Source organism: Leifsonia sp. Leaf336, from assembly GCF_001423695.1.
In the GTDB taxonomy this organism is placed as follows: domain Bacteria; phylum Actinomycetota; class Actinomycetes; order Actinomycetales; family Microbacteriaceae; genus Leifsonia.
The window spans coordinates 592195-604435 of record NZ_LMOZ01000003.1 but is presented as its reverse complement, the minus strand read 5'-3'; the positions used below and the strand labels follow the sequence as shown (position 1 = coordinate 604435).

General features: G+C 67.5%; 13 protein-coding genes. 5 read left to right on the top strand and 8 right to left on the bottom strand.

The window, feature by feature from the left end; genetic code table 11:
• Positions 1-59 precede the first annotated feature (59 nt).
• Both ASF88_RS18200 and ASF88_RS18195 read right to left on the bottom strand, forming a co-directional pair.
• Positions 60-566 carry a hypothetical protein gene (locus ASF88_RS18200; RefSeq protein WP_055922139.1) on the bottom strand — a complete coding sequence of 169 codons (507 nt, stop codon included), beginning with the start codon at positions 564-566 and terminating at the stop codon, positions 60-62.
• A gap of 84 nt (positions 567-650) precedes the next feature.
• Complete coding sequence (locus tag ASF88_RS18195; RefSeq protein ID WP_055922135.1) at positions 651-908, bottom strand: DUF4287 domain-containing protein; 258 nt, start codon at positions 906-908, stop codon at positions 651-653.
• A 97-nt stretch (positions 909-1005) separates the two neighbouring features.
• On the opposite strand from ASF88_RS18195, the gene ASF88_RS18190 reads away from it, so the two are divergent.
• Positions 1006-1404 carry a hypothetical protein gene (locus tag ASF88_RS18190; protein ID WP_055922131.1) on the top strand — a complete coding sequence of 133 codons (399 nt, stop codon included), beginning with the start codon at positions 1006-1008 and terminating at the stop codon, positions 1402-1404.
• 21 nt (positions 1405-1425) lie between these two features.
• On the opposite strand, the gene dnaB is transcribed toward ASF88_RS18190, so the two are convergent.
• From dnaB to ASF88_RS18160, 6 genes are all read right to left on the bottom strand, one after another.
• Positions 1426-2799: a replicative DNA helicase gene (gene dnaB / locus ASF88_RS18185; protein ID WP_055923076.1), complete on the bottom strand. Its 1374-nt coding sequence runs from the start codon at positions 2797-2799 to the stop codon at positions 1426-1428.
• A gap of 546 nt (positions 2800-3345) precedes the next feature.
• Positions 3346-3798 (bottom strand): 50S ribosomal protein L9, encoded by a 453-nt coding sequence (gene rplI / locus ASF88_RS18180; RefSeq protein ID WP_055922128.1) that lies wholly within the window; start codon positions 3796-3798, stop codon positions 3346-3348.
• Positions 3799-3812: 14 nt separating this feature from the next.
• Positions 3813-4076 (bottom strand): 30S ribosomal protein S18, encoded by a 264-nt coding sequence (gene rpsR, locus ASF88_RS18175; protein WP_018189012.1) that lies wholly within the window; start codon positions 4074-4076, stop codon positions 3813-3815.
• 65 nt (positions 4077-4141) lie between these two features.
• Positions 4142-4648 carry a single-stranded DNA-binding protein gene (locus tag ASF88_RS18170; protein WP_055922125.1) on the bottom strand — a complete coding sequence of 169 codons (507 nt, stop codon included), beginning with the start codon at positions 4646-4648 and terminating at the stop codon, positions 4142-4144.
• A 4-nt stretch (positions 4649-4652) separates the two neighbouring features.
• A complete protein-coding gene (gene rpsF / locus ASF88_RS18165) occupies positions 4653-5027 on the bottom strand; it encodes a 30S ribosomal protein S6 (protein ID WP_055922121.1) in 375 nt (124 codons plus the stop codon).
• A gap of 248 nt (positions 5028-5275) precedes the next feature.
• Positions 5276-6715 carry a CCA tRNA nucleotidyltransferase gene (locus tag ASF88_RS18160; protein ID WP_055922117.1) on the bottom strand — a complete coding sequence of 480 codons (1440 nt, stop codon included), beginning with the start codon at positions 6713-6715 and terminating at the stop codon, positions 5276-5278.
• A gap of 128 nt (positions 6716-6843) precedes the next feature.
• Here ASF88_RS18160 and ASF88_RS18155 point away from each other — a divergent pair, with 128 nt between their 5' ends.
• The 4 genes from ASF88_RS18155 to trxA all read left to right on the top strand — a co-directional run bounded on the left by ASF88_RS18155 (position 6844) and on the right by trxA (position 12146).
• On the top strand, positions 6844-9138 hold the full coding sequence (locus tag ASF88_RS18155; RefSeq protein WP_082519057.1) for a DUF6049 family protein: 2295 nt from the start codon (positions 6844-6846) through the stop codon (positions 9136-9138).
• Positions 9131-10738, top strand: coding sequence for a murein biosynthesis integral membrane protein MurJ (murJ, locus tag ASF88_RS18150; protein WP_055922114.1), 1608 nt, complete (start codon positions 9131-9133; stop codon positions 10736-10738). Before ASF88_RS18155 ends, murJ begins: the two co-directional genes overlap by 8 nt.
• An 83-nt stretch (positions 10739-10821) precedes the next feature.
• Positions 10822-11805: a thioredoxin-disulfide reductase gene (trxB, locus tag ASF88_RS18145; RefSeq protein WP_055922111.1), complete on the top strand. Its 984-nt coding sequence runs from the start codon at positions 10822-10824 to the stop codon at positions 11803-11805.
• Positions 11806-11819: 14 nt separating this feature from the next.
• On the top strand, positions 11820-12146 hold the full coding sequence (gene trxA, locus ASF88_RS18140; protein WP_055922107.1) for a thioredoxin: 327 nt from the start codon (positions 11820-11822) through the stop codon (positions 12144-12146).
• Positions 12147-12241: the final 95 nt, after the last annotated feature.

The following is a 12241-nucleotide window of genomic DNA, read 5'->3' as shown; positions in this document are numbered from 1 at the left end:
TTGCCGCGCGAAGCCGCGGCGGCCGTGTCCCTTCTCGAATCCTCCGGGTGCTCTGAATGCTAGGCAGAAGCGCCGTCGATGGCCGGCTCGACGCGGGCCCACCCGATGAGCGCTGCGATCGCGCTGACGACGAGGACGAAGGCGCCCGTCGGGAGGATCGTGGCAGCGATCGCGTGGTGTCCGCTCAGCGTGATGAGAATGCCGGCGGCCGCGCCGCACACGGCGACGATCGCGAAGGAGGCCGAGACCACTCGCTCGACGCCGGTCTGAAGCGTGGCCCGCACGACGAGGGCGGCGGAGACGATCGCCCAGGTGGCGACCACCGGAAGGGCGACGATGGCACCGAGTTCATCGGCGAGTAGAACACCGGGCACGACGTATACGACCGCTCCGGCGAGCAGGAGCACCAGGCCGAGCGAGAGGTAGGCCGTCAGGCGTGCACGCTCGCTTCCGAGCCGGCCGACCGACTCGATCAGCCTGGGCCAGGTGAACGCGAGCGCGAACGACACCACCGCGAACGCGACGGGGCCTGCGCCCTGCAGCAGCGAGAGGAGGATGGTGTTCATCCTCCCATTTCACGTGAAGCGGAGGGCGTGCGCGTCAGTCCGCAGGATGATTCCGTGACCCGGGGCTCCCGGACGGCGCCGCGGTCACTCGCTCTTCGCGAGCTCCGCCCGTGCATAACCGACGATCGCGTTGGCGTGTCCGTGACCCATCCCGTACTCCGACTTGAGCCAGCCGACGACCTCCATGTGGGAGGAGCCGGCTTCGAGCCGCTGGACGGCCAGGTCGAGCCAGTCCTGCACGGGTCTCCCGTAGTTCTTCTCGATGCTCGGGAAGTAGGACGCAGGACCCATGACCTTCTCGCCGGGTGCGAGCTGCGGGGCGAGGACGCGATGCTCGGACATGCGGCGATCCTATCCCGGCGTCCCTCTGGGGCCGCGGTGTCGTTCTGGGCATCTCCCGTTCGACGCTCTGACGAATGCACACGAACGGAGGGACTCCATGAACACGACATACCGTCTGGGAACGCTGGTCGGCGCAAGCCTCCTGCTGGCGGGACTGCTCGCCGGCTGTACGACCGCGTCCGAACCGGCGGCGGACGACGGTCTCGCGCCGTCTGCCACGATGACGACGTCCCTGCCCCCCGATTTCCCTCGCGCCTGGGTACCCGTGATCGCCGGCACGGTCATCGCCGCGTCCGGCGACGCCACTCGCGGTTGGACCGTCGCCATCGCTCCCGCCCGCGCCCAAGGACTGGCGAGGGCGACGCGTGCCCTCGCCGCGGCGGGCTACCTGACCCGATCGTTCCGATCCGACCCTGCGATTCTCATGGGCCCGCTGTACGACGTTCGGCTGACCGACGCGGGCGGCACCATCGTCTACGTGGTTCGGCAGCGGTGACGCGCGGACCAAAAGGTCCGGTCAAATCGGCGCCATGTCGGTGAAGCGGGAGTACATGCCCTGGAAGGCGACCGTCACGGTCCGGGTGGGGCCGTTGCGGTGCTTCGCGACGATCAGGTCGGCTTCGCCGGCTCGCGGGTTGTCTTTCTCGTAGGCCGACTCGCGGTGCAGCAGGATGACGACGTCGGCGTCCTGCTCGATCGAGCCGGACTCTCGCAGGTCGCTCAGGGCCGGAAGCTTGTCCGCACGCTGCTCCGGACCACGGTTCAGCTGTGACAGGGCGATGACGGGCACCTGGAGTTCCTTGGCTAGCAGCTTGAGCGCACGCGAGAACTCGCTGACCTCCTGCTGGCGGCTCTCGACACGCTTGCCGCTGGTCATCAGCTGGAGGTAGTCGATGATCACCATCTTGAGGCCGACCCGCTGCTTGAGGCGCCGGCATTTGGCGCGGATCTCCACGAGGGTCATGTTGGGGCTGTCGTCGATGTACAGCGGGGCGTCGTTGATGCGCCCGCGGGTGGAGGCGATGGTCGTCCAGTCCCGATTGTCGACGGTTCCCTTGCGCATGTGCTGCAGGGGGACCGTCGCCTCGGCGGAAAGAAGGCGCATCGCGATCTCGCTGCGCCCCATCTCGAGCGAGAAGAAGATGGTGGGCATGTCGTGCTTGATCGCGGCCGCCCGCGCGAAGTCGAGCGCGAGCGTGGACTTGCCGAGCGCCGGGCGCGCGGCCACGATGACCATCTGCCCCGGGTGGAGGCCGTTGGTCAGCTCATCGAGCTCGGCGAACCCGGTGGGAACGCCGGTCATCGAGCCGTCCTTGTGCTTGGCGGCCTCGATCTCGTCGATGGCGACCGTGACCGCTTCGGTCAGCGGGACGTAATCCTCGGCCTCCTGGGTGCCGGTGACGGAGTAGATCTCGGCCTGCGCGTTGTTGACGAGGTCGAGGACCTCGCCCTCCGCTTTGTAGCCCATCTGCGTGATCCGCGTTCCGGCCTCCACCAGACGGCGCAGCAGAGCCTTCTCTGTGACGATGTTCGCGTAGTAGCCCGCGTTGGCGGCCGTGGGCACGAGGCTCGTGAGCGTGTGCAGGTACTCGGCTCCTCCCGCCCGGGAGAGCTCACCGAGCTTGGTGAGCTCGTCGGTGACGGTGATGACGTCGGTCGGCTCACCGTGCGAGTACAGCGAGAGGATCGCATCGTAGATGATCTCGTGCTTGGGGATGTAGAAGTCGGTGCCGCGGACGACCTCGACGACATCGGCGACCGCGTCCTTGCTCAGGAGCATTCCGCCGAGAGCGCTCTGCTCGGCGAGGAGGTCATGCGGAGGAACACGCTCGGGGGAGCGGGCCTCGCCCGGTTCGCGACTGTCTGCGAGACCGATATGGGCGATCGACACGTTCACTCCTCACTTCTACTTCCGAGCGCGCACCGAACGGTGGCGCCGCCTCCAGCCTGCGCCGCCATGGGCTCGGCGGTACGCGGGCGCGCCGATAAGGCCGCTCCGAGAATGCCGGAGAGACCGCACCGAAGCGCGTCCGATCGCAGACTACGGACGGCCACCGACAACGTCTCCCACCACGAGCGACCGTGGTGCGAGCCGATCCTCGGCGGCCTTCCGTCGACGTCGCTCCACCCTATGAACCGGTCGGCGTCCACCACAACTCGCCCTGTGGATAACTATGTGGAAAATCTGCGCGAAACGCCGACGCGTCTGTGCAGAAGATGTGGGAATCTATGTGGAAAACGAACGAATATCGCGAGTTAAAACCGCCTTGACCAGGGACTTCATTGTCCCCAGGCTGTGTGTAGAAAACTCTTCTCGACCTGTGGTCGAAGCTCTTCGATGGTCATTCGGGACTGTGGATGGAGCCGGGGAAAACTCCCTTAGATAGGTGTAGCGGCGGGCCGAAGCCCGCCGCTACACTGTGCTGTTCCGCGACCGCTACTTGGCGGCGACCACCTGCAGCGAGATGACGGCCGAGAGGTCGTCGTGCAAGCGCACGGTGGCCTCGTGGTCACCGATCACCTTGATCGCGTTGGGGATCTCGATCTTGCGCTTGTCGAGCTCGCCGAGGCCGGCGGCCTTGACCGCGTCCGCGACGTCGCCCGTCTTCACCGAACCGAACAGGCGGCCCTCGCGGCCGGCCTTGACGACGAGCTTGACGCGGGTCGCCTCCAGCTTCGCCTTGAGGTCCTGCGCCTGCTCGATGGTGTGCAGTTCACGAGCGGCGCGAGCCGCCTTGATCTGCTCGACCTGCTTCTCGCCACCACGGGTCCACGAGATCGCGAAGCCCTGCGGGACGAGGTAGTTGCGTGCGTAGCCGTTCTTGACGTCGACGACGTCACCGGCGGAGCCGAGGCCGGTGACCTCGTGCGTGAGAATAACCTTCGACATTCTGTCTCTTCTCCTTAACGGCCGGAGCCGGCGTAGGGGAGGAGAGCCATCTCGCGCGCGTTCTTGACGGCACGGGCGATCAGGCGCTGCTCCTGGACGGAGACACCGGTGATCCGGCGGGCGCGGATCTTTCCACGCTCCGAGATGAACTTCCGCAGGGTCGCGACGTCCTTGTAGTCAATGACCCCGACGCGGACGGACTTCGCCGGAGCGGCGTTCTTCCCGTCCTTGCCCTTGCGGATCGGCTTGCGGCGGTCGCCGCTCGACTTTCCAGCCATGATTTCCTTTGCTTTCCGCCTGACGTGGCCGCAGCCTGCCAGGCAAACTCAGTTGTAGGGACCCTTTAGAACGGGGTCTCGTCGTTGTAGGAGCCCGGAGTGTTCCAGACGTCGGCACCCGCGGACGGGTCGGCAGGCGCGGACGCGGCCCACGGCTCCTCGACAGCGGGAGCACCGCCGCCGAAGCCACCACCAGGACCACGGGACGACTGCGTGCGCGTCACCTGGGCGGTGGCGTAACGCAGCGACGGACCGATCTCATCGATCTCGAGCTCGATCGAGGTGCGCTTCTCGCCCTCTTTCGTCTCGTAGGACCGCTGCTTGAGACGGCCCTGAGCGATGACACGGGACCCCTTGGTCAGCGAGCCTGCGACGTGCTCGGCGAACTCGCGCCAGACGCTCGCGCGCAGGAACAGTGCCTCACCGTCCTTCCACTCGTTCGCCTGACGGTCGAACGTGCGGGGCGTGGATGCGATAGTGAAGTTGGCGACAGCCAGCCCGTTCTGCGTGTAGCGCAGCTCGGGGTCGGCCGTGAGGTTGCCCACCACGGTGATGACGGTCTCGCCGGCCATCGGACTAGGCGCCGGCCTTCTCGGAGGAGGACGCGGCCTTGCGGGCGGCCTTCTCGTCGGCGCGCTGCTGGGCGGCGGCGACCTGGGCGATGGCCTCCTCGGCGCGGAGCACCTTGGTGCGCATGACGGCCTCGCTGAGCTTCAGCTGGCGGTCGAGCTCCTTCGTGGTGTCACCGGTCGCGGTGAGCTGCACGACGGCGTAGATGCCCTCGGACTTCTTGTTGATCTCGTACGCCAGGCGGCGACGGCCCCAGATATCGACGTTGTCGATCGTTCCGCCGTCGTTACGAACGACATTGAGGAACTTGTCGAGGCTGGGAGCAACGGTGCGCTCATCGATCTCGGGATCGAGGATGACCATCAACTCGTACTGATGCATGACTAACCCACCTCCTCTGGTCTCAGCGGCTGCAGACGTTCTGCAGCAGGAGGGTTGTACATCGGTTGCGTGGGCAGAACTCTGCCCGGGCAACTTGTCAAGGGTAACGGATGCGGTGGTTCCGCGCCAGCTGGGGCGCTGAGGCAGCGGTGTGAGGGTGTCTGTGATGCTCATAAGTCCAGCCTCGTGCTGCGATCAGCGACGGGAGGCACCCGCTGACGGATCCGTGGAGAACTCGGGCGACGACCTCACTGTGAAGGAGTCTGGCGCGTGTCCCACCACGTCAGAAGCCGGCGCGTGGCCTCCTCTTCACCGAGCGGGCCCTCGTCGAGCCGGAGATCGAGAAGGAAACGGAGCGCCTGACCGACCTCCCTGCCCGGCCGCAGACCGAGGATCCGCATGACCTGCTCTCCGTCGAGGTCCGGACGCACGGCGTCGAGCTCCTCCTGAGCCTGCAGCTCCGTGATCCGGCTCTCCAGGTCGTCGTAGGCGAACCCGAGCCGATCGGCCTTGCGTCGATTGCGCGTCGTCACGTCGGCGCGCGTGAGCATGTGCAGGCGTTCCAGCTCCGCGCCCGCGTCACGGACGTAGCGGCGGACGGCGGAGTCGGTCCAGTGGGCGTCGGAGTAGCCGAAGAAGCGGAGGTGCAGCTCGATCAGCCGCGCGACCGAGTCCACCGTCGCCTTGTCGAATCGCAGCGCCGTCAGACGCTTCTTCGCGAGCTTCGCGCCGACCAGGTCGTGGTGATAGAAGCTGACGGCGCCACCGGCCTCGAAGCGGCGGGTCGCCGGCTTGCCGATGTCATGCAGAAGCGCGGCCAGGCGGAGCACGAGGTCGGGGGCGGCTCCGGGATGGCGTTCCTTCTCGTAGCCGATCGCCTGGTCGAGCACGGTGAGACTGTGCTGATACACGTCCTTGTGGTGGTGGTGCTCGTCGACCTCCAACCGCAGTGCCGGCACCTCGGGGAGGACGTGGTCGGCGAGACCCGACTCCACGAGGAGTTCGACGCCCGGTCGCGGATCATCGGCCCGCAGCAGCTTGGTGAGCTCGTCGCGCACCCGTTCTGCGCTGACGATCGTGATGCGATCCGCCATGCGCGTCATCGCGTCACGGGTCTCGTCGTCGACGACGAACCCCAGCTGGGCCGTGAAGCGAGCGGCGCGCATCATCCGGAGCGGGTCGTCCCCGAACGAGATCTCCGGCGTCGACGGAGTGGTGATGCGGCGCGCGATCAGGTCCTCCACGCCGCCGGACGGGTCGACGAGCCGGACCTCCGGCACACGGAGCGCCAGCGCGTTGACGGTGAAGTCGCGGCGCAGGAGGTCCCCGTCGAGGGTGTCGCCGAACTGCACCTCCGGCTTGCGGGTCAGGCCGTCGTAGCTGTCGCTGCGGTAGGTCGTGATCTCCACCGTGTCGTCGCCGAAGCGCGCTCCGATGGTCCCGAAGGCGCGCCCGATGTCCCAGACCGCATCGGCGATCGGGCCGACGACGGCCAGGATGTCGTCCGGACGCGCATCGGTGGTGAAATCGAGGTCGTGCACCTCCCGGCCGAGGAGGGCATCGCGCACCGGCCCTCCGACGAGGGAGAGTTCGTGGCCCGCGGCGGCGAACGCTTGTGCGACCCTCTCCACGGTGGGCGTCGTCGCCAGGGCTCCGAGACGTTCGAGGGATTCGGCGACGGACTGCATGGTGCCTCATTTTAATGGGACGCCTGGCAGTACGCCCTTTCCGGCCGCCCGCGGTGCTCGCCGGGCTCACAGGGGCCGGCCTCTAGAATCGTCGACATGGAGGCGGAACCGGGATCGTGCGCGGGCGCATGAGGGTACCCGGCCTCTCCCTTCGCGGCACGCGAGTCCGCGCCGCCCTCGTCGGCGCCGCGGTCGCGGTGGCGACCCTCCTCTCGACCGTCGCAGCCCCCGCGACGACTCCCGCCGTCGCCGCAGTCGCGCCGCCGGCGGCCGCGACAGGTGTTCACGCTGCCGCAGGCTTGTCGGTCACGGCTTCGATCACGGCGTCCGGCGCGGGCATCCTGTCGCCCGGACAAGACCTGGTCACTTCCGTGACCGTAAGCAATCCGACCGACAAGGCCCACACGTCCGGCGCGGTGAAGCTCTGGTACGACCCCGATCCTCGGGCCTCCCGCGACGAACTCAGCTCCTGGCTGACCTCCACCGCCGCAGTCACGGACCAGGTCGACCTCGGTGAGGCGGTCGTCCCCATCCTGGAGCCCGGCTCGAGCGTCGTCGTGCCCGTGACGGTGCCTGCGGCGAGCGTCCCGTTCGCAACGCGGCCCACCTCCGCGGTCTACGGGATCGGGGCCTCGGTCACCGAGGGCGACAGCACGGCAGAGGCGCGGGGGTCGGTCGTCTGGTATCCGGGTGGAGCGGCGACCCGCTCGGAGATCGGCGTCGTCATGCCGATCGTCAGCCCGTCGACTGCGGACGGCCTGATCTCGGCTCAGGATCTCAGCACCTACACGGCTCCGAACGGGGTCCTCACCCGCGATCTCGACGGGTTGCAGAACCACAGCACGGTCGCTGTCGGGATCGACCCGATGATCATCGCGTCCATCCGTGTCCTCGGCAACTCCGCCCCGGAGACTGCGACGGCATGGCTCGATCGCCTGAGCGCTCTCCCGAACGACACCTTCTCACTCGGTTACGGTGACGCCGATGTCACCGGGCAGATCCAGGCCGGGCTCCCCGCGCCGCTCAAGCCGACCGCCCTCGGCTACGCGATCGACCCGAAGAACTTCACCCCGTCGCCCACCGCGATCGGCGAGCCGCAGACCCCCACCGCGACTCCCGCTGCGACCCCGAGCCCGACGCCCACTCCCGGCACCGGACCGACCTTACCGACGCTCGACCGGCTGCTGGCCTGGGACTACAGCCTCGCCGGCATCGCCTGGCCCGGCGACGCGACCACCCGCGCCGCCGACCTCCCGCCGCTGGCGACCGCCGGCCTCGGAACCGTCATCGTCTCCGGCGACAACACGAACGCGGCCAAGCTCGACTCCACCCCGAACGCTCCCGCGCGTTCGGGATCCTCCACACTCGCGGTCTCCGACCAGCGGCTGTCCGACGCGCTCCGCCAGGCGGTCTCCGCGCCCAGCGATCTGGCGTGGAACAGCGCGATGTCCAAGCTGAACGCGCAGCTGCAGCTCGTCAGCTCCGAGAGCTCCACTCCGCACCACCTCTTGATCGCCCTCGACCGGTCGTGGCCATCGAGCGGCACCCAGCTGCAGCGCACGCTCGACTCCCTGTTCTCCAACCCGTGGTCGACGCCCTCCACGTTCTCCTCGGTCTTGGCATCACAGCAGTCGTCGGATCTCACTCTCACCGATTCCCCGGAGTCGCAGGCTCGGATCGACGCGATCCATACCCTCCTGCAGGACGAGAAGTCCCTCGACGAGTTCGCGACCATCCTCGCCGACCCGACGACTCTCACCGGAAACACCCGCGCGCAGCTCCTCACACTCCTCGCCGTCTCGTGGCAGAACCCGAGATCCGACTGGACGGCGGCGGTCGTGCAGAGCGGGAAGACGACCGTCTCCACCCTGCACTCCGTCCACATCCTGCCCACCGAGAACGTCAACCTCGTGAGTGCCCAGGGGTCGATCCCGTTCACCGTGAGCAACGAGTTGCCGAACGAGGCCGTGACCGTCGTCCTCAGCGCCTCCCCGTCCAACAGCCGTCTCGAGATCGATCAGCCGACGACCAAGACAATCCCTCAGGACTCTCGGGCGACGATGCTCGTCCCCGTCAAGGCCAAGGTCGGCAACGGTCAGGTTGTGCTGTCGCTGCAGCTGTACAGCCCTACGGGCGTGCCCATCGGCGACCCTAGCTCGGTGACCGTGGAGGTCCATGCGGACTGGGAGGGCATCGGAGCCCTGATCTTCGGCATCCTGGTCGTGCTGCTGTTCGGCTTCGGGATCGTGCGCAACATCCTCCGCCGCCGCGATCAACGCCGCAAGGGCGAGGCTGGCGAGGATACGAGCGAGGGCGACCGCGCTTCCGTCGACGGCGCGGCCGCCGAGAGCGACGGTTCGGATGGCGGTCCGACAACGGACGGCCCCCACACCCCCTCCGGCTCGGGAGGCGCGCATGGCTAGCGTCGGCCGCGCGAGCGCGATGCTCGCCTCCGGCACGCTCGTGTCGAGACTCCTCGGTTTCGCGAAGGCCTGGCTGCTGGTGCAGGCGATCGGTGCGGTGTCGTTCGCTGCGAACGCCTATGGGACGTCGACGGCCATCCCGAACAGCCTCTACGCGATCATCGCCCAAGGCATCCTGAACGCCGTGCTGGTGCCGCAGATAGTACGCGCGTCGGTCAACCCCGACGGCGGCCGGGCGTACATCAACAAGCTCGTCACGCTCGGCATGGTCGTGTTCGCGGCGATCGCTATTGTCGCCACCATCCTGGCTCCCGTGCTGATCGCGTTGTTCGGCGTCCCGGCCGAACAGCGGGAACTGGCGACGGCGTTCGCCTACTGGTCGTTGCCGCAGATCTTCTTCCTTGGCCTCTACACACTGCTGGGGGAGGTGCTGAACGCCCGCAAGTCGTTCGGTCCGTTCACCTGGGCGCCGGTCGTCAACAACGTCGTGGCGATCGTGCTGCTCGTGGCATTCATCCTCGCCTTCGGCACCTCCGCGCACGGCGGCCACGGCACGACCTGGTCCTTCTGGATGGTCGCCCTGCTCGCCGGCGGCGCGACGCTCGGGATCGCCGTACAGGCGCTGATCCTGTTCATCTTCTGGCGCCGGGTCGGCCTGCGCTTCCGATTCGACTTCGGCTGGCGCGGGGTCAATCTGGGGACGGCCGGAAAAGCGGCGGGCTGGACGCTCGGGATGCTCATCGCGACCCAGCTCGCCGGCCTGATCGAGGTCAACGTCTCGAACTCCGCCGGACCTCAATACGCCGGAACGTTCGTCATGCAGAACGCGTGGCTCATCTTCATGCTGCCGCACGGGATCATCGCGGTGTCGATCGTCACCGCGTTTTACACCCGGATGGCCGAGCACGCCCATCGTGGCGCCATCGGCTCGTTCCGGCAGGATTTCTCCTCCGCCGCGCGCTCGATCATGCTGTTCATCGTTTTCGCGTCCGCTGTGCTCATCGTCGCCGCGTACCCGGTCGCTCGCGTGTTCACCTCGGACTACCAGGCTATGGGCCTGGTCCTCATCGCGTACCTCATCGGGCTCGTCCCGTTCTCACTGGTGTTCATGGCGCAGCGGGCGTTCTACTCCCTCGGCGACACCCGCACCCCGTTCTTCTTCACGCTGGCCCAGGTCGTCGTGATCGTCGCGGGCGTGCTCACCTGCTTCGCCGTCCCGCCGTCGGTGCGCGCCGCCTCCGTCGCCCTCGTCGTGTCGCTGGCGAGCGTCCTGCAGGCCTTCCTCGCGTTCTGGTTGCTGCGCCGCCGCACCGGGGGAGTGGACGGCACGCGGATTTTCGGCTCGCTCTGGCGATTCATCGTCGCCGCTGTCGCCGCGATCATCGCCGGCGCAGGCTTCCTGATCATCCTCGGCGGCGTCACGGCCGGCGCCTTCCCCGTCCGTAACCCCATTACCGCGATCGTCGCCTCGGCGATCATCGGAGTCGTCATGCTGATCGTGTACGTCGGAGCTCTCGGCATCCTGCGTTCCCGCGATCTGGAGGCCGGCCTTGCGCCGGTTCTGGACCGCGCCGCATCCCGTTCCTCCACTCGCAGGTGACACGGAATAGCATCCGCCTAGGATGTGTTCTACAGGGCGGTGCCTCCGGTCGGGAGCACCGCAGACCACCAAGGAGTTCCGCCGTGCGGCAGATCATCATCATCGGTTCCGGCCCTGCCGGTTACACCGCGGCCATCTACGCCGCGCGAGCCAACCTCAAGCCGCTGCTGATCGCCTCCTCCGTCGAGGCCGGCGGCGAGCTGATGAACACCACCGAGGTCGAGAACTTCCCTGGCTTCCCCGACGGCATCATGGGCCCCGACCTCATGTTCAAGATGCAGGCGCAGGCCGAGAAGTTCGGCACCGAGGTCGTCCTCGACGACGTCGTGTCGGTCGATCTGACCGGTGACGTCAAGACGGTGACGCTGGGTTCGGGCGCCGTGCACGAGGCGCTGTCTGTGATCTTCGCGACCGGCTCCGCCTACCGCAAGCTCGGCCTGGAGGACGAGGAGCGCCTGTCCGGACACGGAGTGTCCTGGTGCGCTACCTGCGATGGCTTCTTCTTCCGTGAGCGCACGATCGCCGTCGTCGGCGGTGGCGACTCGGCGATGGAGGAGGCGAACTTCCTGACCCGCTTCGCGGACAAGGTGTACGTCATCCACCGTCGTGAATCGCTGCGCGCCTCCAAGATCATGCAGGATCGCGCTTTCGCGAACGAGAAGATCGAGTTCATCTGGAACTCCGAGGTCGTCGGCATCAACGGCGACGAGCAGGTGCGGAGCGTCACGCTGCGCGACCTGCAGACCGGCGAGCAGAGCGAGCTGGAGCTGCAGGGCCTGTTCATCGCCATCGGCAACGACCCGCGCGTGCACCTGGTGCACGGCCAGCTCGACCTGACTCCGGAGGGCACCATCGCGGTCGCCGGCCGGACCTCCAAGACGAAGGTCGCGGGCGTGTTCGCCGCGGGCGACGTGATCGACCCCAGCTACCGTCAGGCGGTCACCGCCGCGGCGTCGGGAACGGTCGCGGCGCTCGACGCCGAGCACTACCTGACGACTCTTCCCGCAGACCTGCTGGAGCGCGCCGAGAGCGCGTCCGGCGATCTCGAACTCACGACCACCGCATAAGGAGAATCACAACAATGTCAGCAGCACGTTCCGTGACGGACGCCACCTTCGAGCAGGACGTCCTCAACAGCGGAAAGACCGTCCTCGTCGACTTCTGGGCCGAGTGGTGCGGTCCGTGTCGCGCCGTCGGCCCGATCCTCGACCAGATTGCCGCCGAGCACGCGGACAAGATCGAGATCGTCAAGCTCAACGTCGACGAGAACCCGCAGACCGCTGCGAAGTACCAGATCACCTCCATCCCGGCGATGAAGGTGTACCAGGGTGGCGAGGTCGTCAAGACCGTCATCGGCGCCAAGCCGAAGCCCGCCCTCGAGCAGGACCTCGCCGCCTACCTCGCGTAGACCGCCAGGCTGCTTCTCGCACTCTCAGACCCGTCCGGCGCTCACTGCGCCGGGCGGGTCTTCTGCGTTTCACAGCCCCTCGATTTCCAGAGGGA

Excerpts from the sequence above, each read along its gene's own strand:
- ASF88_RS18200 (WP_055922139.1), bottom strand. The coding sequence starts at position 566 with ATGAACACCATCCTCCTCTCGCTGCTGCAGGGCGCAGGCCCCGTCGCG.
- ASF88_RS18195 (WP_055922135.1), bottom strand. The coding sequence starts at position 908 with ATGTCCGAGCATCGCGTCCTCGCCCCGCAGCTCGCACCCGGCGAGAAG.
- ASF88_RS18190 (WP_055922131.1), top strand. The coding sequence starts at position 1,006 with ATGAACACGACATACCGTCTGGGAACGCTGGTCGGCGCAAGCCTCCTG.
- rplI (WP_055922128.1), bottom strand. The coding sequence starts at position 3,798 with ATGTCGAAGGTTATTCTCACGCACGAGGTCACCGGCCTCGGCTCCGCC.
- rpsR (WP_018189012.1), bottom strand. The coding sequence starts at position 4,076 with ATGGCTGGAAAGTCGAGCGGCGACCGCCGCAAGCCGATCCGCAAGGGC.
- ASF88_RS18170 (WP_055922125.1), bottom strand. The coding sequence starts at position 4,648 with ATGGCCGGCGAGACCGTCATCACCGTGGTGGGCAACCTCACGGCCGAC.
- rpsF (WP_055922121.1), bottom strand. The coding sequence starts at position 5,027 with ATGCATCAGTACGAGTTGATGGTCATCCTCGATCCCGAGATCGATGAG.
- ASF88_RS18160 (WP_055922117.1), bottom strand. The coding sequence starts at position 6,715 with ATGCAGTCCGTCGCCGAATCCCTCGAACGTCTCGGAGCCCTGGCGACG.
- ASF88_RS18155 (WP_082519057.1), top strand. The coding sequence starts at position 6,844 with ATGAGGGTACCCGGCCTCTCCCTTCGCGGCACGCGAGTCCGCGCCGCC.
- murJ (WP_055922114.1), top strand. The coding sequence starts at position 9,131 with ATGGCTAGCGTCGGCCGCGCGAGCGCGATGCTCGCCTCCGGCACGCTC.
- trxA (WP_055922107.1), top strand. The coding sequence starts at position 11,820 with ATGTCAGCAGCACGTTCCGTGACGGACGCCACCTTCGAGCAGGACGTC.